General features: G+C 59.1%; 15 protein-coding genes. 12 read left to right on the plus strand and 3 right to left on the minus strand.

Translation table 11 applies throughout. From position 1 onward, the window contains the following. Positions 1-58 precede the first annotated feature (58 nt). Positions 59-2467: a penicillin-binding protein 1A gene (locus J7655_RS02755; protein ID WP_420850928.1), complete on the minus strand. Its 2409-nt coding sequence runs from the start codon at positions 2465-2467 to the stop codon at positions 59-61. A 184-nt stretch (positions 2468-2651) separates the two neighbouring features. Here J7655_RS02755 and J7655_RS02760 point away from each other — a divergent pair, with 184 nt between their 5' ends. From J7655_RS02760 to hemE, 11 genes are all read left to right on the plus strand, one after another. Continuing rightward, positions 2652-3716 (plus strand): pilus assembly protein PilM, encoded by a 1065-nt coding sequence (locus J7655_RS02760; protein ID WP_037004588.1) that lies wholly within the window; start codon positions 2652-2654, stop codon positions 3714-3716. After that, positions 3716-4291 (plus strand): PilN domain-containing protein, encoded by a 576-nt coding sequence (locus J7655_RS02765; RefSeq protein ID WP_230926462.1) that lies wholly within the window; start codon positions 3716-3718, stop codon positions 4289-4291. Before J7655_RS02760 ends, J7655_RS02765 begins: the two co-directional genes overlap by 1 nt. After that, entirely contained in the window at positions 4288-4914 is a 627-nt protein-coding gene (gene pilO / locus J7655_RS02770; protein ID WP_230926463.1) for a type 4a pilus biogenesis protein PilO, read from the plus strand. The genes J7655_RS02765 and pilO overlap by 4 nt, the downstream gene beginning before the upstream one ends. Next, on the plus strand, positions 4911-5435 hold the full coding sequence (pilP, locus tag J7655_RS02775; protein ID WP_230926464.1) for a type 4a pilus biogenesis lipoprotein PilP: 525 nt from the start codon (positions 4911-4913) through the stop codon (positions 5433-5435). The genes pilO and pilP overlap by 4 nt, the downstream gene beginning before the upstream one ends. A gap of 54 nt (positions 5436-5489) precedes the next feature. Beyond that, positions 5490-7610, plus strand: a complete 2121-nt coding sequence (locus J7655_RS02780; RefSeq protein ID WP_230926465.1) for a type IV pilus secretin PilQ — start codon at positions 5490-5492, stop codon at positions 7608-7610. Between the two features lie 5 nt (positions 7611-7615). After that, positions 7616-8134 carry a shikimate kinase AroK gene (aroK, locus tag J7655_RS02785; RefSeq protein WP_230926466.1) on the plus strand — a complete coding sequence of 173 codons (519 nt, stop codon included), beginning with the start codon at positions 7616-7618 and terminating at the stop codon, positions 8132-8134. 51 nt (positions 8135-8185) lie between these two features. Continuing rightward, positions 8186-9289 carry a 3-dehydroquinate synthase gene (aroB, locus tag J7655_RS02790; RefSeq protein WP_230926467.1) on the plus strand — a complete coding sequence of 368 codons (1104 nt, stop codon included), beginning with the start codon at positions 8186-8188 and terminating at the stop codon, positions 9287-9289. A gap of 10 nt (positions 9290-9299) precedes the next feature. Next, positions 9300-10871, plus strand: a complete 1572-nt coding sequence (locus tag J7655_RS02795; RefSeq protein ID WP_230926468.1) for an SPOR domain-containing protein — start codon at positions 9300-9302, stop codon at positions 10869-10871. 238 nt (positions 10872-11109) lie between these two features. Next, positions 11110-15558, plus strand: coding sequence for a glutamate synthase large subunit (gene gltB / locus J7655_RS02800; RefSeq protein WP_230926469.1), 4449 nt, complete (start codon positions 11110-11112; stop codon positions 15556-15558). A 34-nt stretch (positions 15559-15592) separates the two neighbouring features. Further along, positions 15593-17011 carry an FAD-dependent oxidoreductase gene (locus tag J7655_RS02805; protein WP_230926470.1) on the plus strand — a complete coding sequence of 473 codons (1419 nt, stop codon included), beginning with the start codon at positions 15593-15595 and terminating at the stop codon, positions 17009-17011. Positions 17012-17130: 119 nt separating this feature from the next. After that, positions 17131-18198 carry a uroporphyrinogen decarboxylase gene (hemE, locus tag J7655_RS02810; protein ID WP_230926471.1) on the plus strand — a complete coding sequence of 356 codons (1068 nt, stop codon included), beginning with the start codon at positions 17131-17133 and terminating at the stop codon, positions 18196-18198. Between the two features lie 154 nt (positions 18199-18352). On the opposite strand, the gene J7655_RS02815 is transcribed toward hemE, so the two are convergent. Further along, positions 18353-18712 (minus strand): hypothetical protein, encoded by a 360-nt coding sequence (locus J7655_RS02815; protein ID WP_230926472.1) that lies wholly within the window; start codon positions 18710-18712, stop codon positions 18353-18355. A gap of 208 nt (positions 18713-18920) precedes the next feature. Between J7655_RS02815 and J7655_RS02820 the strand changes: the two genes are divergently transcribed. After that, a complete protein-coding gene (locus tag J7655_RS02820) occupies positions 18921-19691 on the plus strand; it encodes a ParA family protein (protein ID WP_230926473.1) in 771 nt (256 codons plus the stop codon). Between the two features lie 53 nt (positions 19692-19744). On the opposite strand, the gene J7655_RS02825 is transcribed toward J7655_RS02820, so the two are convergent. Beyond that, the gene (locus J7655_RS02825) at positions 19745-20542 is read right to left on the minus strand and encodes a universal stress protein (protein ID WP_230926474.1); all 798 of its coding nucleotides are present in this window, start codon (positions 20540-20542) and stop codon (positions 19745-19747) included. Positions 20543-20601: the final 59 nt, after the last annotated feature.

A 20601-nucleotide genomic window follows, 5' to 3' on the forward strand; every position in this document is an offset into this window, starting at 1 on the left:
TTTTTTTATGGTTATTGATTCGGCTCCAGGCGACCGTTGCAGACGCCCGAGCCTTGCCCTAGAACAGGTCGATTGGTGCCATTTCGTCGGCCGGCAGCGGGCTGCCGGGAACGCCCATGCCAGATTCGAATTCGCTCATCGGCGGTGGCGAGTCCTCGCTTTTGAACAGCTCGAAGTAGGCGTCTGGTGTGCCGGGTGCCGCAGCGCGACCGCTGACCGGATCGACACGCAGGGTCAGCAGGCCCTTGGGTTCCTTGGGTAGATGGTTGGGGCGATCCTTGAGTATGACGCCCATGTAGTTCATCCAGATCGGCAGCGCGACTGTGCCGCCGTATTCGTGGCGACCCAGGCTTTCCGGTTGGTCGAAGCCGGCCCAGACCGTGGTCACGTAATCGGCGTTATAGCCGGAGAACCAGCTGTCCTTGGATTCGTTGGTGGTGCCAGTCTTGCCTGCGAGGTCGCTACGCCCCAGGGCCAGGGCGCGGCGGCCAGTGCCACGCTTGATCACGTCCTGCAGCATGCTGGTCATGATGTAGGCGGTACGTTCGTCGATAATCTGCTCGGCGACCTTGGGCTCTTCCGGGGGCAAATCAGCGGTCGCGTTCACCGTCAGGTTGGCATTCTCTTCGCTCGGCTCGTTGCCGGGCACGCGCGCCGGGTTGGCGCGGAACAGCAGCTTGCCGTTGCGGTCTTCGATGCGTTCGATCAGGTACGGCTCGATCTTGTAGCCGCCGTTGGCAAACGTGGCCCAGCCCTCGGCGATTTCCATGGGGGTCAGGCTGGCGGTGCCCAGTGCCAGCGACAGGTTGCGTGGCAGGTCCTGTGGGGCGAAGCCGAAGCGTTCGATGTAGCGCAGGCTGCGGTCGATGCCCATATCCTGCAGCAGGCGGATGGACACCAGGTTGCGCGACTTGTACAGCGCTTCACGCATACGAATCGGGCCGAGGAAGGTGTTGTTGTCATTCTTCGGCCGCCATTTCTGCGACAGGTAGTCATCGGAGAGAATGATCGGTGCGTCGTTGACCAGGGTTGCGGCGGTGTAGCCGCTATCGAGCGCCGCACTGTAGACGAAGGGCTTGAAGCTGGAGCCTGGTTGACGTTTGGCCTGTACGGCGCGGTTGTAGTTGCTCTGATCGAAGGAGAAGCCGCCAACCAGTGCCTGAATGGCACCACTGTAGGGGTCGAGAGAAACCAGCGCACTCTGCGCCGCCGGCACCTGGGTAAAGCGCAGGCTGCCATCGGCCTGGCGCTGCACGCGCACGATATCGCCCGGCTGCACGACATCGGCAGGTTGCTGCGGGCGCGGGCCCATGCTGTTGGTGTTGAGATAGGGGCGAGCCCATTTCATGCTGTCCCAGGAGACGGCCTGTTCTTCGCCGTTGCGGGTCAGTACCAGAATGCCGCTTTTCTCGACCTGGCTGACCACGGCTGGCTCCAGGCCGCCAATGCTGCGGAACTTGCCCAGTTCGGCAAGCCAGGTCTCGCGCGTCATTCCGGGCAGGCGGCTCTCAGGGCCACGATAGCCATGGCGTTGGTCGTAGCTGATCAGGCCGTCACGGAGTGCGGTGTTGGCTGCTTCCTGCAAATGACTCGGCACGGTGGTGGTGACGTTGAATCCTTCCGTATAAGCCTCGCTGCCATAGCGACCAACCATTTCTGCACGCGCCATCTCGGCTATATAAGGTGCGCTCAGTTCAGGCGTTGGCACGTGGTAGCGGGCGTCGACTTCTTCTGCCAGCGCTTGTTCATAGCTGCCCTGGTCGATGCGGCCAAGGCGATAGAGGCGGCCGAGAATCCAGTCGCGGCGTTCCTTGGCGCGTGTCGGGTTGACCAGTGGGTTGTAACGCGACGGCGCTTTCGGCAAGCCAGCGATCATTGCCATCTGGGCCAGGTTCAGGTCACGAATCGATTTGCCGTAATAGACCTGTGCGGCCGCTTCGATGCCATAGGCGCGGTGGCCGAGATAGATCTTGTTGACGTAGAGCTCGAGGATTTCATCCTTGCTCAGCTCTCGCTCGATCTGCAGGGCCAGGAGGATCTCGGTGGCCTTGCGCGAAAAGCTGCGCTCGCTGGTCAGGAAGAAATTCTTCGCTACCTGCATGGTGATGGTGCTGCCACCACTCTGAATCTGACCGCTTTTCAATAATTGCGTGGCAGCGCGCATCAGGCTGGTCACATCGACGCCATAATGGTTGGCGAAGTTATCGTCCTCGGCAGCCAGCAGGGCGCTGATGAATTCCTTGGGGATCTCGTCGAAGCGAATCGGCGAGCGACGCATCTCGCCGAACTCGGCAATCAGTTTGGCATCGCTGCTGTAGATGCGCAGGGGGATCTGCAGCTGAACCTGGCGCAGCGACTCGACGGACGGCAGGGTCGGGCTAAGATAAAGAAACGCACCGCTGAAACTGAGCAATAGCCCACAAAAAACGGCAACGCTAGACCACCAGATGAACTTTAGCAGGCGTATCAAAATGTTCGGAATTCCAAGTAAAAGAATGAGTTAAGCCGGAGTCGAGGCGAAAAGGGAAAAGCTGTTCACATTATAAGCGGTTTTTTTCCCGTGGAGCCATTTGCGCTTCTGTCAAGACTGATATTTAATGTGGAAAAACATAAATAGTCCGTAAGTTGCGGATGCTAATAGGAAAACGGTCGTGCTAGGGCTCTTCACTAAGAAAGCGAATACGCTGCTGGGGATCGATATCAGCTCGACTTCGGTCAAGCTCCTCGAACTGAGTCGCTCGGGAAGCCGCTACAAGGTAGAGGCCTATGCCGTCGAGCCACTTCCGCCCAATGCAGTGGTCGAGAAGAACATTGCCGAGTTGGAGGGGGTCGGTCAGGCGCTTTCTCGCGTTTTGGCCAAGGCCAAGAGCGGTGTCAAGACCGCGGCCGTTGCCGTTGCCGGTTCGGCCGTCATCACCAAAACCATCGAAATGGAAGCTGGGCTTTCCGAGGATGATCTGGAAAACCAGCTGAAGATCGAGGCGGATCAGTACATTCCCTATCCGCTGGAAGAAGTGGCCATCGATTTCGAGGTGCAGGGGCCGGCGCCGCGTAATCCCGAGCGTGTCGAGGTTTTACTGGCGGCATGCCGCAAGGAAAACGTCGAGGTTCGTGAGGCTGCCCTGGCGCTCGCAGGCCTGACTGCCAAAGTGGTTGACGTCGAGGCATACGCTCTCGAGCGTGCCTACGGTCTGCTGGAGGCGCAGCTGGGTGCTGGTCACGACGAGTTGACGGTCGCGGTCGTGGATATCGGTGCGACCATGACTACGTTGAGCGTCCTGCACAACGGCCGAACCATCTATACCCGCGAGCAACTCTTCGGCGGCAAGCAACTGACCGAGGAAATCCAACGTCGCTACGGTCTGTCCGTGGAAGAAGCTGGACTTGCCAAGAAGCAAGGCGGTCTTCCGGATGACTACGACAGCGAAGTGTTGCAGCCGTTCAAAGAAGCTGTTGTTCAGCAGGTTTCCCGTTCGCTGCAGTTCTTCTTTGCTGCTGGGCAGTTCAACGATGTCGACTACATCCTCCTTGCCGGCGGCACTGCATCGATTCCTGATCTCGATCGGTTGATCCAGCAAAAAATCGGTACGCAGACCCTGGTGGCTAATCCCTTTGCCGATATGGCGCTCAGCAGCAAGGTCAATGCCGGTGCACTGGCCAGTGATGCGCCGGCACTGATGATTGCCTGTGGTCTGGCGATGAGGAGTTTCGACTGATGGCGCGGATTAACCTACTTCCCTGGCGTGAGCAGCTGCGTGAAGAGCGCAAGCAGCGGTTTCTGGTTACGCTGGTCGGTGTGCTCGTTGTGGCGGCTGGCTTTGTTTTTCTGGGCGATCAACTGCTCAATGGTGCTATTGAACAGCAAAATGCGCGTAATGAGTTCATAAAAAGAGAAATTGCGGTTCTTGATGCACGCATCAAAGAAATCAGTGAGTTGAAAACGCGTCGTCAGCAATTACTGGAGCGGATGAAGATTATTCAAGATCTTCAGGGTAATCGGCCAATCATTGGGCGCGTATTCGATCAGCTGGTTCGAACGCTGCCTGATGGCGTGTATTTTTCCAGTGTGAAGATGGTCGGTAAGAAAATTGATATTCTGGGGGCTGCAGAGTCGAATAACCGAGTGTCCAATCTCATGCGTAACTTGGATGGCTCTGAATGGCTGAGTGCGCCTAACCTGACTCAGGTAAAAGCCACAACGGCAGGTGCACTGGATCAGGCAAATGTCTTTCAGTTGAGTGTTCAGCAGACTCAGCCTGCACTTGAAGAAGTTGAGGGTAATAAGAAATGAGTCTGGCTGAATCCATTGAAAGTCTACGAAAATTTGATCTGAACGATCTGGATTTTAATAATGTTGGCTCTTGGCCTGGGGCAGTGAAGGCAGTTGTCTTTGCATTGTTTTTCTTGGTCGTACTGGGGGCAGGGTATTACTTTCACCTAAGCGATCTCCAGGCTGAGCTTGAGCGCGTTACATTGGAAGAAGATAGCCTGAAGCAGCAGTTCTCCAATAAGGCATCTCAGGCGGCTAACCTTGAGGCCTACAAGGAACAGATGAAAGAAATGGAAGTTTCTTTCGGTGCCCTATTGAGGCAGTTGCCTAGTGATACAGAAGTGCCTGGCTTGCTTGAGGACATTACGCGTACCGGGCTCGGTAGTGGTTTGGAGTTTGAGGAAATCAAGTTACTCCCTGAGGTGGCGCAGCAGTTTTACATCGAGCTGCCAATTCAGATGTCCGTGGTCGGTGGTTATCATGATCTGGCCACTTTCGTTAGCGGTGTTGCTAGCCTGCCTCGCATTGTTACCCTGCATGATTTCGAGCTGAAACCCGTTGATAAAGATGGTTCTTCCTCAACTTTGCGAATGACGGTTCTTGCAAAGACTTATCGTTATAACGATAAGGGGCTGGAAAAATGAAATTATTTAAGCTGTTTTTCCTGGTGTGCTGCTCTGCAGGGGTGGCTGGTTGCAGTGATGGTGATTTCTCGGATTTGCAAGCATTTATGGATGAGGCTCGATCCAGGCCTAAAGGAGCGATCGAGCCATTGCCAAAGGTGCCTGCGTATGAGGCTTTTACCTACAGCGCTGCTTCTTTACGTAGCCCTTTTCAACCGCCGGTTAAGGTTGACACAGTGAGTCGCGGCAAGGGTTCTCCGGAAGTGCGTCCTGATGAAAGCAGGGTCAAACAGTTCCTCGAGGGTTTTAATATTGAAGTGTTCGAAATGGTGGGAAGTCTTTCGAATGAAAGTGGCTTTTTCGCGCTTGTAAGTGGTGCCGGAGGGGTTCACCGAATCAAGGTGGGTGACTATTTAGGGCGAAATCACGGGCGCGTAGTCGCTGTAGATGAAGCCAAGATTGACGTGGTCGAAATAGTACCGGACGGTGATCAAGGTTGGCTTGAAAGGCCGCGAAGCCTAACGCTGAAAGAGCGCTCTTAACTGGCGGGAACATATATGAAAAATAATTTTCAGTCTGCACAGCGGAAACATGTAATGAACAACTCGTTCTCGCGGCTCGGTCTTTCTGTAGCGGCTCTTTTAATGTCGCCGGCGTTGTTGGCTGCTAGCCTAAATAGTGTGGATGTTGCCGCTTTGCCAGGTGATCGTGTCGAGTTGAAATTGACTTTTGATGAACCTGTTTCTGAGCCTCGAGGTTATACCATTGAGCAGCCCGCTCGCATCGCTCTAGATTTACCGGGCGTATCCAGTCGTTTGGGTAGCAAGAATCGTGAAATAGGTATGGGTAATGCGCGCAGCCTCACTGTCGTTGAGGCGAAGGATCGCACACGGTTGATCGTCAACCTGACTAACCTTGCGCCTTATACAACCCGCGTCGATGGCAATAATCTGTTCGTCGTCGTTGGTGACGGCCCTGCATCCACTGTTTCATCTGTCAGGGCTTCTGCCCCGGCGAGTCCTGTTACCGTTGTTCCAGCACCCACTGCTCGCGCTGTTACAGGTGTTCGCTCGGTTAGTGACATCGATTTTCAGCGTGGCGAGCAAGGGGAGGGTAATATCGTAATTTCTCTGTCCGACCCCAAAATCAGTCCAGATGTTCAAGAGCAGGGCGGGAAGATCCGTATTGATTTTCCCAAGACGCAGTTGCCCGAGTCGTTGCGCGTGCGTTTGGACGTAAAGGATTTCGCTACACCAGTACAGTTCGTCAATGCCAGTGCTTCAGCTGATCGTGCAAGCATCGTGGTGGAACCTACCGGACTTTATGACTACCTGGTGTACCAGGCAGACAACAAGCTGACCATCAGCGTCAAGCCTCTCACCGAAGAGGATGCGGTTCGGCGTAACGCAGACCGTTTTACCTATACAGGTGAGAAACTCTCCCTGAACTTTCAGGACATTGATGTTCGTTCGGTCTTGCAGTTGATCGCCGATTTTACGGATCTGAACCTGGTTGCCAGTGATACTGTTCGCGGCAATATCACTCTACGCCTCCAAAACGTGCCGTGGGATCAGGCACTGGATCTGGTACTCAAGACCAAGGGGCTTGATCAGCGTAAGGTCGGTAATGTTTTGATGGTTGCTCCGGCTGATGAAATTGCCGCCCGTGAGCAGCAGGAGTTGGCTGTGCAGAAACAGGTTGCCGAGTTGGCGCCGCTTCGCAAGGACATCATTCAGCTCAACTACGCGAAAGCATCCGACATCGCCAAGCTCTACGAGGAGGGTTCCTCGGGCACCTTGAAGGACGATATGCGTGGCTCGGTAATTTTCGATGACCGCACCAACAGTCTGATCGTGACCCTGACTCAGGAGCATATCGACGAGCTCCGCCGTATTGTCACCCAACTGGATATCCCGGTTCGTCAGGTGATGATTGAAGCTCGCATTGTCGAAGCGAACGTCGACTATGACAAGGCTCTGGGGGTTCGCTGGGGGGGGAACTTCTGGTCGGGTGATAAGTGGAATGCTTGGGGCAAGAACGGCAATCTCGGCGTTGAAGAGAGTGATGATGGGCAGCAGGTCGGTCGCTTCCCTGGCATCCGTGAAACTCCGCTGAATAGTCCTTTTGTTGATCTTGGTGTCGCTGGAAGCACTTCGGGTATTGGCATTGGCTTTGTTACCAATAACGTCATTCTCGATATGCAGCTCAGTGCCATGGAAAAATCCGGCTCTGGTGAGGTTGTATCTCAGCCTAAAGTTGTGACCTCCGACAAGGAAACCGCAAAGATCCTCAAAGGGACCGAAGTGCCTTATCAGGAAGCGAGCTCAAGTGGTGCAACCAGCACCTCTTTTAAGGAGGCTGCGTTGTCGCTTGAGGTTACGCCGCAAATTACGCCAGACAACCGTGTGTTGATGGAGGTCAAAGTCACCAAGGATGCTCCGGACTTCTCCGTCGCTTCGTCCACAGGCGGTATCCCGGCCATCAGCAAGAACGAGGTCAATGCCAAGGTTTTGGTTGCTGATGGCGAGACCATCGTGATCGGTGGCGTGTATTCCAATACCCAGTCCAAGTCGGTGGATAAGGTGCCATTTTTGGGTGATCTGCCCTTTATCGGTCGGGTGTTCAAGCGTGATCTGGTTCAGGATAGAAAGGCGGAATTGCTTGTATTCCTGACTCCGCGCATCATGAACAACCAAGCCATTGCCGTGAACCGATGACCTAAGTGCGGAATGTAATCCTCGTTGGCCCGATGGGAGCTGGAAAAAGCACCATCGGGCGTTTGCTTGCCAAAGAACTGCGCGTGCCTTTCAAAGACTCCGACAAGGAGATCGAGCAGCGTACCGGTGCTGATATTCCCTGGATCTTCGATGTCGAGGGTGAGCAGGGCTTTCGTGAGCGGGAGCAAGCAGTAATTTCAGAGCTGTCGCAGCAGGACGGTCTGGTGCTGGCCACTGGCGGTGGGGCGGTGATGCGTCCAGAGAATCGTCAGGCTCTGCATGCGGGAGGGCGAGTCGTGTATTTGCACACCTCCGTAGAGCAGCAGATTGATCGCACCTCGCGTGATCGCAATCGGCCGTTGTTGCGCACGGCCAATCCGGCGCAAGTGCTCAGGGATCTGATGGCCACGCGTGATCCTCTCTACCGCGAGGTTGCCGATATCATCATCGAGACTGACGAGCGTCCGCCGCGCATGGTGGTGCAGGAAATTCTTGCGCGTCTGGAAGCCTTGTCGCCCCGTTAAAGCGTGGGGCGAACTGCGCTATCCTAGTGGCCTTTTTATTCTGGGGGCCTCATGCAGACTCTTCACGTTGAACTTGGCGAGCGCAGTTATCCCATCTATATCGGCGCGGGTCTCCTGGCGGATCCTGAGTTGCTCACGCGCCATATCGGCGGAAGGCAGGTGGCGGTGGTCACCAATGAGACCGTAGCGCCTCTGTATCTCGAAACGCTGATGCGATCCCTTGAAGGTTTCAAGGTCGCCTCGATCGTGCTGCCGGATGGCGAGGTGTTCAAGAGCTGGGAAACGCTGCAGCTGATTTTCGATGGCCTGCTGACGGCCAGGCATGATCGGCGCACGACAATTATCGCTCTGGGTGGCGGTGTCATCGGCGACATGGCGGGCTTTGCTGCTGCCTGTTACCAGCGAGGTGTGGATTTCATCCAGGTACCGACGACGTTGTTGTCTCAGGTGGATTCCTCGGTGGGAGGCAAGACGGGGATCAATCATCCGCTGGGCAAGAACATGGTCGGCGCGTTCTATCAACCCAAGGCCGTGTTGATTGATACGGCCAGTCTGCGCACCCTGCCGGAGCGCGAGCTTTCCGCTGGGTTGGCCGAGGTCATCAAGTACGGGTTGATTTGCGATGAGCCCTTCCTGGCCTGGCTTGAGGAAAATATGCCGGCCCTGCGTGCGCTCGATGGTGCTGCGCTGACTTATGCCATCGAGCGCTCCTGTGCAGCCAAGGCCCGCGTAGTGGGGGCTGACGAGCGTGAGTCTGGCGTGCGTGCCACGCTCAATCTCGGTCATACCTTCGGGCATGCCATCGAGACCGAGCAGGGCTACGGCGTGTGGTTGCATGGCGAAGCGGTTGCCGCTGGAACGGTGATGGCACTGGAAATGTCTCACCGCCTTGGTTGGTTGTCTGCGCCAGAGCGTGATCGCGGTGTGCGTCTGTTGCAGGCTGCGGGATTGCCGGTGGTGCCGCCACGGGACATGACGCCCGAGCGCTTCCTTGAGCATATGGCGGTGGACAAGAAGGTGCTCGACGGCCAGATGCGCCTCGTCCTGCTTAAACATCTGGGAGAGGCGGTGGTGACCGCCGACTACCCGCGTGAAATTCTCGACGCCACGCTGCGTAGCGACTACGTCGCGTTGGCTCAGTCGTCCAACTCTTGAAGAGTGATCCATGACCAGTTTGCATGCTGACGAAGCTTTTCTGGCGCATTACCAGTTCAGTCACGACCCTTTTGCGCCGCGAGTACCTGGCTTCAAGTTTTTTCCGGCGCAGCGCAAGCCGGTGCTTGGGCAATTGCATCATCTTGCGCGTTACAGTCAGCTGTTGCTGGCTGTGGTCGGCCCTGAGGGCAGTGGCAAGACCTTGCTGCGTCAGGCGCTGGTTGCCAGTACCAACAAGCAGGCCGTGCAGAGCATCGTCGTTGCACAGGTTGCGACCACGGCTGACGCGCTGCTGCGTCAGGTGGCTCAGGGGTTGGCGATCGCTCAGGTCGACGTGCGCTCGGTACTGGCGCAGGTTGCACAGCTGGCGCTGACCGGACAGGAGGTTTATCTGCTCGTCGATGATGCCGATCAGCTGGATGACGCTGCCTTGAAATGCGTTCTGGAGCTGGCTGCTGGCAATGCAGACGGGCGTCCGCATATTTTCCTGTTTGCCGAGCAGGGACTCCTGGCGCGTCTGGAGGCGCTGGCGGGTGGCGAGGAGTGTTACCACGCCATCGAGCTGCAGCCCTATACCGAAGATGAAACGCGTGACTACCTGACGCAGCGGCTCGAGGGCGCTGGTCAGGGTATTGATCTGTTATCTGATGAGCAGGTCGAAGATATCCATGCGCGCGCTCAGGGGTGGCCTGGAGCGATCAATCAGGAAGCGCGTGAGCTGCTGGTCGAGCAAATGCTTGCGCAGCGTGCTGCCGGTCGCGGCGTTGGTGGCGGTTTTAACTTACCGAAAAAGCACCTGTTGGCGTTGGCTGTCGTCCTGGTTGGCGTCGCCGCTGCCTGGATGATGCAGGGGCGTGAGTCGGCCTCGACTGCGCCGGTGGTTAGCAGTTCGTCGTTGCCTTTGCAATCATCCGCGCCCGCCGCCGAGGTTCAGGAGCCTGCGCAAGCTCCTGCAGAGAAGGGGCGTGCGCCAGCTATCGAGTTTGCCGGCACCAGTCAACCACTGCCTCTGCCGCTGGTGGGGGAGTCGCAAGCCGTGATTCGCCAGCCTCTGGCTGAGGCTGCCGGGGAAGCGCTGGATAACTTTGAGCCGCCGGCTATGCCTGAGCCCTCGACAGTCACGCCGCCGCCTGCGCCAATAACTGCTGCACCTGCACCTGCACCTGCACCTGCACCTGCACCTGCACCTGCACCTGTGAAGCAGCCTGAGCCTGTTGCGGCAAAACCCGCACCGGCGGCCGCTAAACCAGCGCCTGCGCCTAAGCCTGCACCCGCTCAGGCTGTAGCCTCAGGTGCTGCGGCGACCAACTGGTATGCGCAGCAGCCAGCGTCCCGCTATGCCTTGCAGGTACTTGGATCGCGTTCGGAGGCCAATATTCAGGCGCTGGTGCGTGAAGGGGGCAGCGAGTACCGCTACTTCAAGAAAGTCCATCAAGGGCAGCCGCTGTACGTGCTGACCTATGGTAGCTTCTCCAGTCGCGACGCCGCTCAGGCAGCGGTGAAAACCCTGCCCGCCAAGCTGCAGGCGGGCAAGCCCTGGCCTCGTACGCTGGGTAGCATTCAGCAGGAAATGAGCCGCTAAGCGCTCTGTCTCAAGATGACCGCCTGGTCGTTAGCACGACCTTGCGGTCTTATCCTTCGTTTTTGCGACATAAATATTCACCCCTTCGTCACGGAAATTTGTGACGCCATGGGTGGATATGTACAATGACCTCCCTTTTGCCCATGCAAAGCACGCCCGTGCCTGTTATTCGGGTTTAAGCAATTGAATTAGAAAGTAATTTGCCTGAAGTCTAGGCAGCCTGGTGAGAGTCCCCCTTATGAAAGCAGGTTTGTACCGTCCTGATGAGTTCAAGGATAACTGCGGCTTCGGCTTGATCGCCCACATGCAAGGTGAGCCTAGTCATCACCTGCTCAAGACCGCTATTGAGGCCCTCACCTGCATGACTCACCGCGGCGGTATCAACGCCGACGGCAAGACCGGTGATGGCTGCGGCCTGCTGATCCAGAAGCCCGATCAATTCCTGCGCGCTGTTGCCCGGGAGCAATTCGGCGTCGAACTGCCTGGGCAATATGCCGTGGGCATGGTGTTCTTCAATCAGGATTCGGCCAAGGCCGAAGCCGCGCGCGAGAACATGAACCGCGAAATCCTCGCGGCAGGTCTGCAGCTGGTCGGTTGGCGCAAGGTGCCGATCGACACCAGCGTGCTTGGCCAGTTGGCGCTGGAGCGTCTGCCGCAGATCGAGCAGGTGTTCATCGGCGGTGAAGGCCTGAGCGACCAGGAGTTCGCCATCAAGCTGTTCAGCGCCCGCCGTCGCTCGTCGGTGGCCAATGCCGACGACAGCGATCACTACATCTGCAGCTTCTCGCACAAGACCATCATCTACAAAGGTCTGATGATGCCGGCGGACCTGCAGCAGTTCTACCCGGATCTGGGTGACGAGCGCCTGCAGAGCGCCATCGCGGTCTTCCACCAGCGCTTCTCCACCAACACCCTGCCGAAGTGGCCGCTGGCGCAGCCGTTTCGCTTCCTCGCGCACAACGGCGAGATCAACACCATCACCGGCAACCGCAACTGGGCGCAGGCTCGCCGCACCAAGTTCGCCAACGAGCTGATCCCTGATCTCGACGAGCTGGGCCCGCTGGTCAACCGCGTCGGCTCCGACTCCTCGAGCATGGACAATATGCTCGAGCTGATGGTCACCGGCGGTATCGACCTGTTCCGTGGCCTGCGCATGATCATTCCGCCGGCCTGGCAGAACGTCGAGACCATGGACGCCGACCTGCGCGCGTTCTACGAATACAACTCCATGCACATGGAGCCCTGGGATGGCCCGGCCGGCGTGGTACTGACCGATGGCCGCCATGCCGTGTGCCTGCTCGACCGTAACGGTCTGCGCCCGGCGCGTTGGGTCACCACCAAGAACGGCTACATCACCCTGGCCTCGGAAATCGGCGTGTGGGACTACCAGCCCGAGGACGTCATCGCCAAGGGCCGTGTCGGCCCGGGGCAGATCCTTGCTGTCGATACCGAAACCGGCCAGGTGCTGGACACCGAGTCCATCGACAGCCGCCTGAAGTCTCGTCATCCCTACAAACTGTGGCTGCGCAAGCATGCCCAGCGCATCAAGGCGACGCTGGAAGACCGCGACCATGGTTCGCCCTTCTACGACCCGGACCAGCTCAAGCAGTACATGAAGATGTTCCAGGTCACCTTCGAGGAGCGTGACCAGGTGCTGCGCCCGCTCGGTGAGCAGGGGCAGGAAGCCGTGGGCTCCATGGGTGATGACACGCCGATGGCCGTGCTCAGCCAGCGCGTGCGTTCGCCCTACGATTACTTCCGCCAGCAGTTCGCGCAGGTCACCAACCCGCCGATCGACCCGCTGCGCGAAGCGATCGTCATGTCCCTGGAAATCTGCCTGGGCGCCGAGCGCAACATCTTCAGCGAGTCGCCGGAGCACGCCACCCGCGTGATCCTCAGCAGCCCGGTGATCTCGCCGGCCAAGTGGCGCGCGCTGATGAACCTGGATCGCCCGGGCTTCGACCGTCATGTCATCGACATGAACTACGACGAGTCGCTGGGTCTGGAAGCTGCCGTACGCAACATGGCCGACCAGGCCGAGGAAGCCGTGCGTGCCGGCAAGGTGCTGCTGGTACTGACCGACCGTCACATCGCCCCGGGCAAGCTGCCGGCCCATGCCGCGCTGGTCACGGGTGCAGTGCATCACCGCCTGACCGAGAAAGGTCTGCGTTGCGACTGCAACATCCTGGTGGAAACCGCCACCGCGCGTGACCCGCACCACTACGCCGTGCTGCTGGGCTTCGGCGCCTCGGCGGTGTACCCGTTCCTGGCCTACGAAGTGCTGGGCGACCTGATTCGCACCGGCGAAGTGCTGGGCGATCTGTACGAAGTGTTCAAGTACTACCGCAAGGGCATCTCCAAAGGCCTGCTGAAGATCCTGTCGAAGATGGGCATCTCCACGGTCGCCTCCTACCGCGGTGCGCAACTGTTCGAGGCGGTCGGTCTGGCTGACGAAGTCACCGAACTGTGCTTCCGGGGTGTGGCCAGCCGCATCCAGGGCGCGCGTTTCGTCGACATCGAAAGCGAGCAGAAGCTGCTGTCCCAGGAGGCCTGGAACAACCGCAAGGCGATCCAGCAGGGCGGCTTGCTCAAGTTCGTCTACGGCGGCGAATACCACGCCTACAACCCGGACGTGGTGCGCACGCTGCAGGAAGCCGTGCAGCAGGGCAATTACGAGAAGTACAAGGCATACTCGACGCTGGTCGACACCCGTCCGGTGTCGATGATCCGCGACCTGCTCAAGGTCAAGGAATCCGCCACGCCGATCAGTCTCGACGAAGTCGAGCCGCTGCAGTCGATCTTCAAGCGCTTCGACGCCGCCGGCATCTCCCTCGGCGCGCTGTCGCCGGAGGCGCACGAGGCGCTGGCCGAGGCGATGAACCGCCTGGGTGGTCGCTCCAACTCCGGTGAGGGCGGCGAAGACCCGGCCCGCTACGGCACCATCAAGAGCTCGAAGATCAAGCAGGTGGCCACCGGCCGCTTTGGCGTGACCCCGGAATACCTGGTCAACGCCGAAGTGCTGCAGATCAAGGTGGCCCAGGGTGCCAAGCCCGGTGAGGGCGGCCAGCTGCCGGGCGGCAAGGTCAACGGTCTGATCGCCAAGCTGCGCTACGCGGTGCCGGGCGTGACCCTGATCTCGCCGCCGCCGCACCACGATATCTACTCGATCGAAGACCTGGCGCAGCTGATCTATGACCTCAAGCAGGTCAACCCGAAGGCGCTGGTGTCGGTCAAACTGGTGGCGGAAGCCGGTGTCGGCACCATTGCAGCTGGTGTGGCCAAGGCCTACGCCGACCTGATCACCATTTCCGGTTACGACGGCGGTACCGGCGCATCGCCGCTGACTTCCATCCGCTACGCCGGCGCGCCCTGGGAGCTGGGCCTGGCCGAAACCCACCAGACTCTGCGCGGCAACGACCTGCGCGGCAAGGTGCGGGTGCAGACCGACGGTGGTCTGAAAACCGGCCTGGACGTGATCAAGGCGGCCATCCTCGGCGCCGAGAGCTTCGGCTTCGGTACTGCGCCGATGGTGGCCCTGGGCTGCAAATACCTGCGCATCTGCCACCTGAACAACTGCGCCACCGGCGTGGCCACGCAGAACGACAAGCTGCGCAAGGATCACTTCATCGGCACCGTCGAGATGGTGATGAACTTCTTCACCTACGTCGCCGAGGAAACCCGCGAGTGGCTGGCCAAGCTGGGCGTGCGAAGCCTGGAAGAGCTGATCGGGCGTACCGACCTGCTCGAAGTGCTGCCGGGCGAAACCGCCAAGCAGGGCAACCTGGATCTGTCGCCGCTGCTGGCCAGCGCGCATATCCCGGCTGATAAGCCGCAGTTCTGCCAGGTGCCGAAGAACCCGCCGTTCGACGAAGGCCTGCTGGCCGAGAAGATGGTGGACATGGCCAAGGACGCCATCGCCGGCAAGGCCGGTGGTGAGTTCGAGCTGAACATCGGCAACTGCGACCGCTCCATCGGCGCGCGTATTTCCGGCGAGATCGCCCGCGTGCACGGCAACCAGGGCATGAACGACGCGCCGATCACCTTCCGCTTCAAGGGCACTGCCGGGCAGAGCTTCGGCGTGTGGAACGCCGGTGGTCTGCACCTGCGTCTGGAAGGCGATGCCAACGACTACGTCGGCAAGGGCATGACCGGCGGCAAGATCGTCATCACCCCGCCTGCCGGTAGCCCGTTCGCCACCGAGGACAGCGCCATCATCGGCAACACCTGCCTGTACGGCGCCACTGGCGGCAAGCTGTTCGCCACTGGTACTGCGGGTGAGCGTTTCGCCGTGCGCAACTCCGGCGCCCATGCCGTGGTGGAAGGCACTGGCGACCACTGCTGTGAGTACATGACTGGCGGTTTCGTCTGCGTACTGGGCAAGACCGGCTACAACTTCGGCTCGGGCATGACCGGCGGTTTCGCCTACGTGCTCGACCTGGACAACGGCTTCTACGACCGCGTCAACCACGAGCTGGTGGAAATCCAACGCATCAACAATGAAGCGATGGAGGCCTATCGCAGCCACCTGGAAAGCGTGCTCGCCGAGTATGTCGAGGAAACCGGTAGCGAGTGGGGCCAAAACCTGCTGGAGAACCTGGACGATTACCTGCGCAAGTTCTGGCTGGTGAAACCGAAAGCGGCCAGTCTGAAGTCGCTGTTGTCCAGCACCCGTGCCAACCCGCAATAAGAATGCGCCTGAAGTGGTTTGATGAGGTAATGCAATGACTGAACGTCTGAATAATGACTTCCAGTTCATCGAAGTCGGGCGCAAAGACCCGAAGAAGAAACTGCTGCGTCAGCGCAAGAAGGAATTCGTCGAGATCTACGACAACTTCAAGCCGGCGCAAGCTGCAGACCAGGCGCATCGCTGCCTGGGCTGCGGCAACCCGTATTGCGAGTGGAAGTGCCCGGTGCACAACTTCATTCCCAACTGGCTCAAGCTGGTGTCGGAAGGCAACATCCTGGCTGCCGCCGAGCTCTCGCACCAGACCAACACCCTGCCGGAAGTCTGCGGCCGCGTGTGCCCGCAGGATCGCCTCTGCGAAGGTGCCTGCACCCTCAATGACGGCTTCGGCGCGGTGACCATCGGTTCGGTGGAGAAGTACATCACCGACACGGCGTTCGCCATGGGCTGGCGCCCGGACATGTCCAAGGTCAAACCGACCGGCAAGCGTGTCGCGGTGATCGGCGCCGGCCCGGCCGGCCTCGGCTGCGCCGACGTGCTGGTGCGCAACGGCGTGAACCCGGTGGTGTTCGACAAGAACCCGGAAATCGGTGGTCTGCTGACCTTCGGTATCCCCGAGTTCAAGCTGGAGAAAACCGTGCTCAGCCGCCGCCGTGAAGTCTTCACAGGCATGGGCATCGAGTTCCGCCTGAACACCGAGATCGGCAAGGACGTGACCATGCAGCAACTGCTGGATGAGTACGATGCCGTATTTATGGGCATGGGCACCTACACCTACATGAAGGGCGGCTTCCCGGGTGAGGATCTGCCGGGCGTCTATGACGCGCTGGACTTCCTCATCGCCAACGTCAACCGCAACCTCGGTTTCGAGAAGTCTCCGGAAGACTTCATCGACATGAAGGGCAAGCGCGTCGTGGTGCTGGGTGGTGGCGACACCGCGATGGACTGCAACCGCACCTCGATCCGTCAGGGCGCCAAGGCCGTGACCTGCGCCTATCGCCGTGACGAAGAGAACATGCCGGGCTCGCGCAAGGAAGTGAAGAACGCCAAGGAAGAGGGCGTGAAGTTCCTCTTCAACCGCCAGCCCATCGCTATCGTCGGCGACGGCAAGGTAGAAGGCATCAAGGTGGTCGAGACCCGTCTCGGCGAACCGGATGCCCGTGGCCGCCGCAGCCCCGAGCCGATCCCGGGCTCCGAGGAAGTCATCCCGGCAGAAGCCGTGCTGATCGCCTTCGGCTTCCGTCCGAGCCCGGCGCCCTGGTTCGAGCAGTTCGAGATCCAGACCGACAGCCAGGGCCGCGTCGTGGCGCCCGAACAGTCGCAGTTCAAGCACCAGACCAGCAACCCGAAGATCTTCGCCGGTGGCGACATGGTGCGTGGTTCAGACCTGGTGGTGACGGCGATCTTCGAAGGCCGCAACGCCGCCGAAGGCATCTTGGATTATCTGGGCGTCTGATCGATTGCGTCGTGGCTTGCCCGCGACAAATTGACCCGATGGACAAAAGGCACGGCACCCGCCGTGCCTTTTGTTTTGCGGTCTGCGAAAATGCCCGAACTTTTTTCTAGGACTCTGCCATGACCGCCCTGAAGAACGACCGTTTCCTGCGTGCCCTGCTCAAGCAACCCGTGGATGTCACGCCGATCTGGATGATGCGCCAGGCCGGCCGCTATCTGCCGGAGTACCGTGCGACCCGGGCCAAGGCCGGCGACTTCGTGAGCCTGATGAAGAACCCGGAGCTGGCCTGTGAGGTCACTATCCAGCCGCTGGATCGTTACCCGCAACTGGATGCGGCGATCCTGTTCTCCGACATCCTCACCATTCCCGATGCCATGGGTCAGGGCCTGTACTTCGAGACGGGTGAAGGTCCGCGCTTCAAGAAGGTGATCAGCAACCTGGCCGATGTCGAGGCGCTGCCGGTCACCGATGCCGAGGAGGATCTGGGCTACGTGATGGACGCCGTGCGCACCATCCGCCGCGAGTTGAACGGCCGGGTGCCGCTGATCGGCTTCTCCGGCAGTCCGTGGACGCTGGCCACCTACATGGTCGAAGGCGGTTCGTCGAAGGACTTCCGCAAGACCAAGGCCATGCTCTACGACAATCCGCAGACCTTGCACGCGCTGCTCGACAAGCTGGCGCAGTCGGTCACGGCCTACCTCAACGGGCAGATTCTGGCGGGTGCGCAGGCGGTGCAGATCTTCGATTCCTGGGGCGGCGCGCTGTCAGCGGCGGCCTATCAGGAATTCTCCCTGGCCTACATGAAGAAGATCGTCGACGGTCTGATCCGCGAGCACGACGGGCGTCGTGTGCCAGTGATCCTGTTCACCAAGGGTGGTGGTCTGTGGCTCGAGTCCCTGGCCGGCAGTGGTGCCGAGGCGCTGGGCCTGGACTGGACATGCGACATTGGCAGCGCTCGCGCTCGTGTCGGTGACAAGGTCGCCCTGCAAGGCAACATGGATCCGGCGGTGCTCTATGCCAAGCCGGCAGCGATCCGTGCCGAGGTGGCGCGCATTCTGGCGGCCTATGGTGCCGGCAGCGGTCACGTGTTCAACCTTGGTCACGGCATCACCCCGGAAGTCGACCCCGCCAACGCGGCAGCCTTTTTCGAGGCCGTGCACGAGTTGTCGGCGCAGTATCATGCGTAATGCATGTTTAAGGTTTTCCGCCGTGGCATGCAGTTTTCGTTAGTCGAATATAGGGCAGTTGCAGGAGCAGTGCTCTTTCTAGATGGTCGCCGTGATCCCATGTGATCACGGCTTTCATTCCTACGTGCTTTTCATCTCGGGCTCCGGCGACTACTCAGCTACGTCCGGTGCAGCCTGGCTGACTCGCGTCGATGATCAGATTACCCTCGGCACGAATACCTATCGAACCGATGATAAATGAGTGGTTTAGCTGGCTAATAACTAGGTCGCTCAGCCCAACTGCGCATTTGTCTTTCTCGATTGCTTTGTCGATTGCGGTCTTCATGTTCGGGATGCCTGTGGGGAACAAGATCACAGGGTAAGAGTCCTCACCAACTACTCGTGGCCCCTTAACGAACTTTGCAGAGTTGATGTTGTAGTTCTTAGTACTACCGACTGTCAGATCGGCTACTCGAATGGTGCAGCCAGAAATCAATAGTGCTCCGAGAAATGTTGCCAAAACTGCTTTTTGCATAGCTCTTTCCATTTTTGAGCATGTGAGAATCCCATGCGTCCTGGGTTTTTGGTCTGCCAGAATAAGTGGCAGCGGAGCTTAGCATGATGAGCTGGCCTTTTGCCTTCATGCTTGGGGCGAATAGCTACAACATGCTTTTTGGATTTATCGCTTATCCGCAGGTTTTTTGCATAGAATCCAAGGTCACTCAGGCTCAGGGAGGTGTGCGATGCGACGTGTGGTGTTCAACCAGAAGGGCGGCGTGGGCAAGTCCAGCATTGCTTGCAATCTCGCGGCCGTCAGTGCGGCGCAGGGCTATCGTACCCTGCTGATCGACCTCGACGCTCAGGCCAACTCGACCCATTACCTCACTGGGCTGACCGGCGAGGAAATTCCCATGGGTATCGCCGACTTCTTCAAGCAGACGCTGTCATCCGGCCCGTTCGCCAAGAAGGGCAAGGTGGATATTTACGAGACGCCGTTCGATAACCTGCATGTGGTTACGGCCACCGCCGAGCTGGCCGAGTTGCAGCCCAAGCTTGAGCAGAAGCACAAGATCAACAAGTTGCGCAAACTACTCGACGAGCTGGCCGAAGACTATGACCATATCTACCTGGATACGCCGCCAGCGCTGAATTTCTATACGGTTTCTGCGCTGATCGCGGCGGATCGTGTGCTGATCCCCTTCGACTGTGACAGCTTCTCGCGCAACGCCCTGTATGGTCTGCTGGCCGAGATCGAGGAACTCAAGGAGGATCACAACGAGACACTTGAGGTGGAAGGTATCGTGGTCAACCAGTTCCAGCCGCGCGCGACCTTGCCGCAGCAGTTGCTGGATGAGCTGATTGCCGAAGGGCTGCCGGTACTACCGGTGAATCTGATGAGTTCGGTGAAGATGCGTGAATCGCACCAGGTGTGCACGCCGCTGATTCATCTCGATGCACGGCACAAGCTGACGCAGCAATTCGTCGAGTTGCACGACCTGCTCAACGCCAGTTGAACGGCTAAGTCTGATCAAACGCCGTGGCCGCCTCAGGCAGACCACGGCGAGATTCAACGCACGACGAACACGTCGCACGGCGCCTTGTGCAGGAAGTGTTGTGCCAGGCTGCCCAGCAGCGCTTGGGAGAAGGCGCTGCGGCCGTGGCTGCCGAGTACCAGCAGTTCGCCGCGACGTGTCTTGATCTGCTCCTGCAGGCTGCGCAGGATGCCACCTTGTAGCACTTCATGGCTCAGTTTCGGACCACCTGCTGGCAGTTTCTGTGCTTCGTCGTGCAATAACTGATCAATCAGGCTCCGCTGGGTCTGCAATTGCAGCTCGACTTCCTGCGGCGTGCCCTTGTCGGGCTCGAAAACGTGCAGGGCATGCAGTTCGGCATCGCCGGGTAGCAGGTGGTAAGCCTGGCCCAGCGCACTGCAGGCGCACAGGGAGAAGTCGATGGCGGCCAGCGCTCGCTGATAAGGGTTGAAATCGTTACGCGCGACCAGCAGCAAGGGCACGGTGCAGCGGCGGGCGATACGATCCAGGCTGGTGCCGGAGAAGAAGTCATGACGCTGCTGATGGCCACCTAAAACCAGCAGGTCGCAGCCGCTGTCCTGCACCTGTTGCAGCACGACCTCGGAAGGTTTGCCACTGAGCATGCGCAGTTCGGTGCCCGGTGGTGCATATTGCGTCAGGCTGCGATCCAGCGCCTGGCGCGCTTTTTCGTGTTGCCCGCTGTTCTGGCTCGGATCCAGCACGTGCAGCAGGGTCAGGTGGGCGCCGTGTTGCTTGGCGAGTTGACTGGCGCGACACAGGGCCATATCGGCTGTGTCGCGCAGGTCATGGGCGATAAGGATGTGCTTGAACATGGTGACGGCTCTCCTGCCGATACCCCTCGGCAATTTTATTGTGGCTGTTCTGATAGCCG

It is taken from the genome of Pseudomonas wenzhouensis (assembly GCF_021029445.1).
Lineage (GTDB): Bacteria > Pseudomonadota > Gammaproteobacteria > Pseudomonadales > Pseudomonadaceae > Aquipseudomonas > Aquipseudomonas wenzhouensis.

What these genes read in the sequence shown, in the direction of transcription:
- hemE (WP_230926471.1), top strand. Translation starts at nt 17,131, where the DNA reads ATGACCGCCCTGAAGAACGACCGTTTCCTGCGTGCCCTGCTCAAGCAA.
- J7655_RS02780 (WP_230926465.1), top strand. Translation starts at nt 5,490, where the DNA reads ATGAACAACTCGTTCTCGCGGCTCGGTCTTTCTGTAGCGGCTCTTTTA.
- aroB (WP_230926467.1), top strand. Translation starts at nt 8,186, where the DNA reads ATGCAGACTCTTCACGTTGAACTTGGCGAGCGCAGTTATCCCATCTAT.
- gltB (WP_230926469.1), top strand. Translation starts at nt 11,110, where the DNA reads ATGAAAGCAGGTTTGTACCGTCCTGATGAGTTCAAGGATAACTGCGGC.
- J7655_RS02765 (WP_230926462.1), top strand. Translation starts at nt 3,716, where the DNA reads ATGGCGCGGATTAACCTACTTCCCTGGCGTGAGCAGCTGCGTGAAGAG.
- J7655_RS02815 (WP_230926472.1), bottom strand. Translation starts at nt 18,712, where the DNA reads ATGCAAAAAGCAGTTTTGGCAACATTTCTCGGAGCACTATTGATTTCT.
- pilP (WP_230926464.1), top strand. Translation starts at nt 4,911, where the DNA reads ATGAAATTATTTAAGCTGTTTTTCCTGGTGTGCTGCTCTGCAGGGGTG.
- J7655_RS02825 (WP_230926474.1), bottom strand. Translation starts at nt 20,542, where the DNA reads ATGTTCAAGCACATCCTTATCGCCCATGACCTGCGCGACACAGCCGAT.
- J7655_RS02805 (WP_230926470.1), top strand. Translation starts at nt 15,593, where the DNA reads ATGACTGAACGTCTGAATAATGACTTCCAGTTCATCGAAGTCGGGCGC.
- J7655_RS02795 (WP_230926468.1), top strand. Translation starts at nt 9,300, where the DNA reads ATGACCAGTTTGCATGCTGACGAAGCTTTTCTGGCGCATTACCAGTTC.
- pilO (WP_230926463.1), top strand. Translation starts at nt 4,288, where the DNA reads ATGAGTCTGGCTGAATCCATTGAAAGTCTACGAAAATTTGATCTGAAC.
- J7655_RS02820 (WP_230926473.1), top strand. Translation starts at nt 18,921, where the DNA reads ATGCGACGTGTGGTGTTCAACCAGAAGGGCGGCGTGGGCAAGTCCAGC.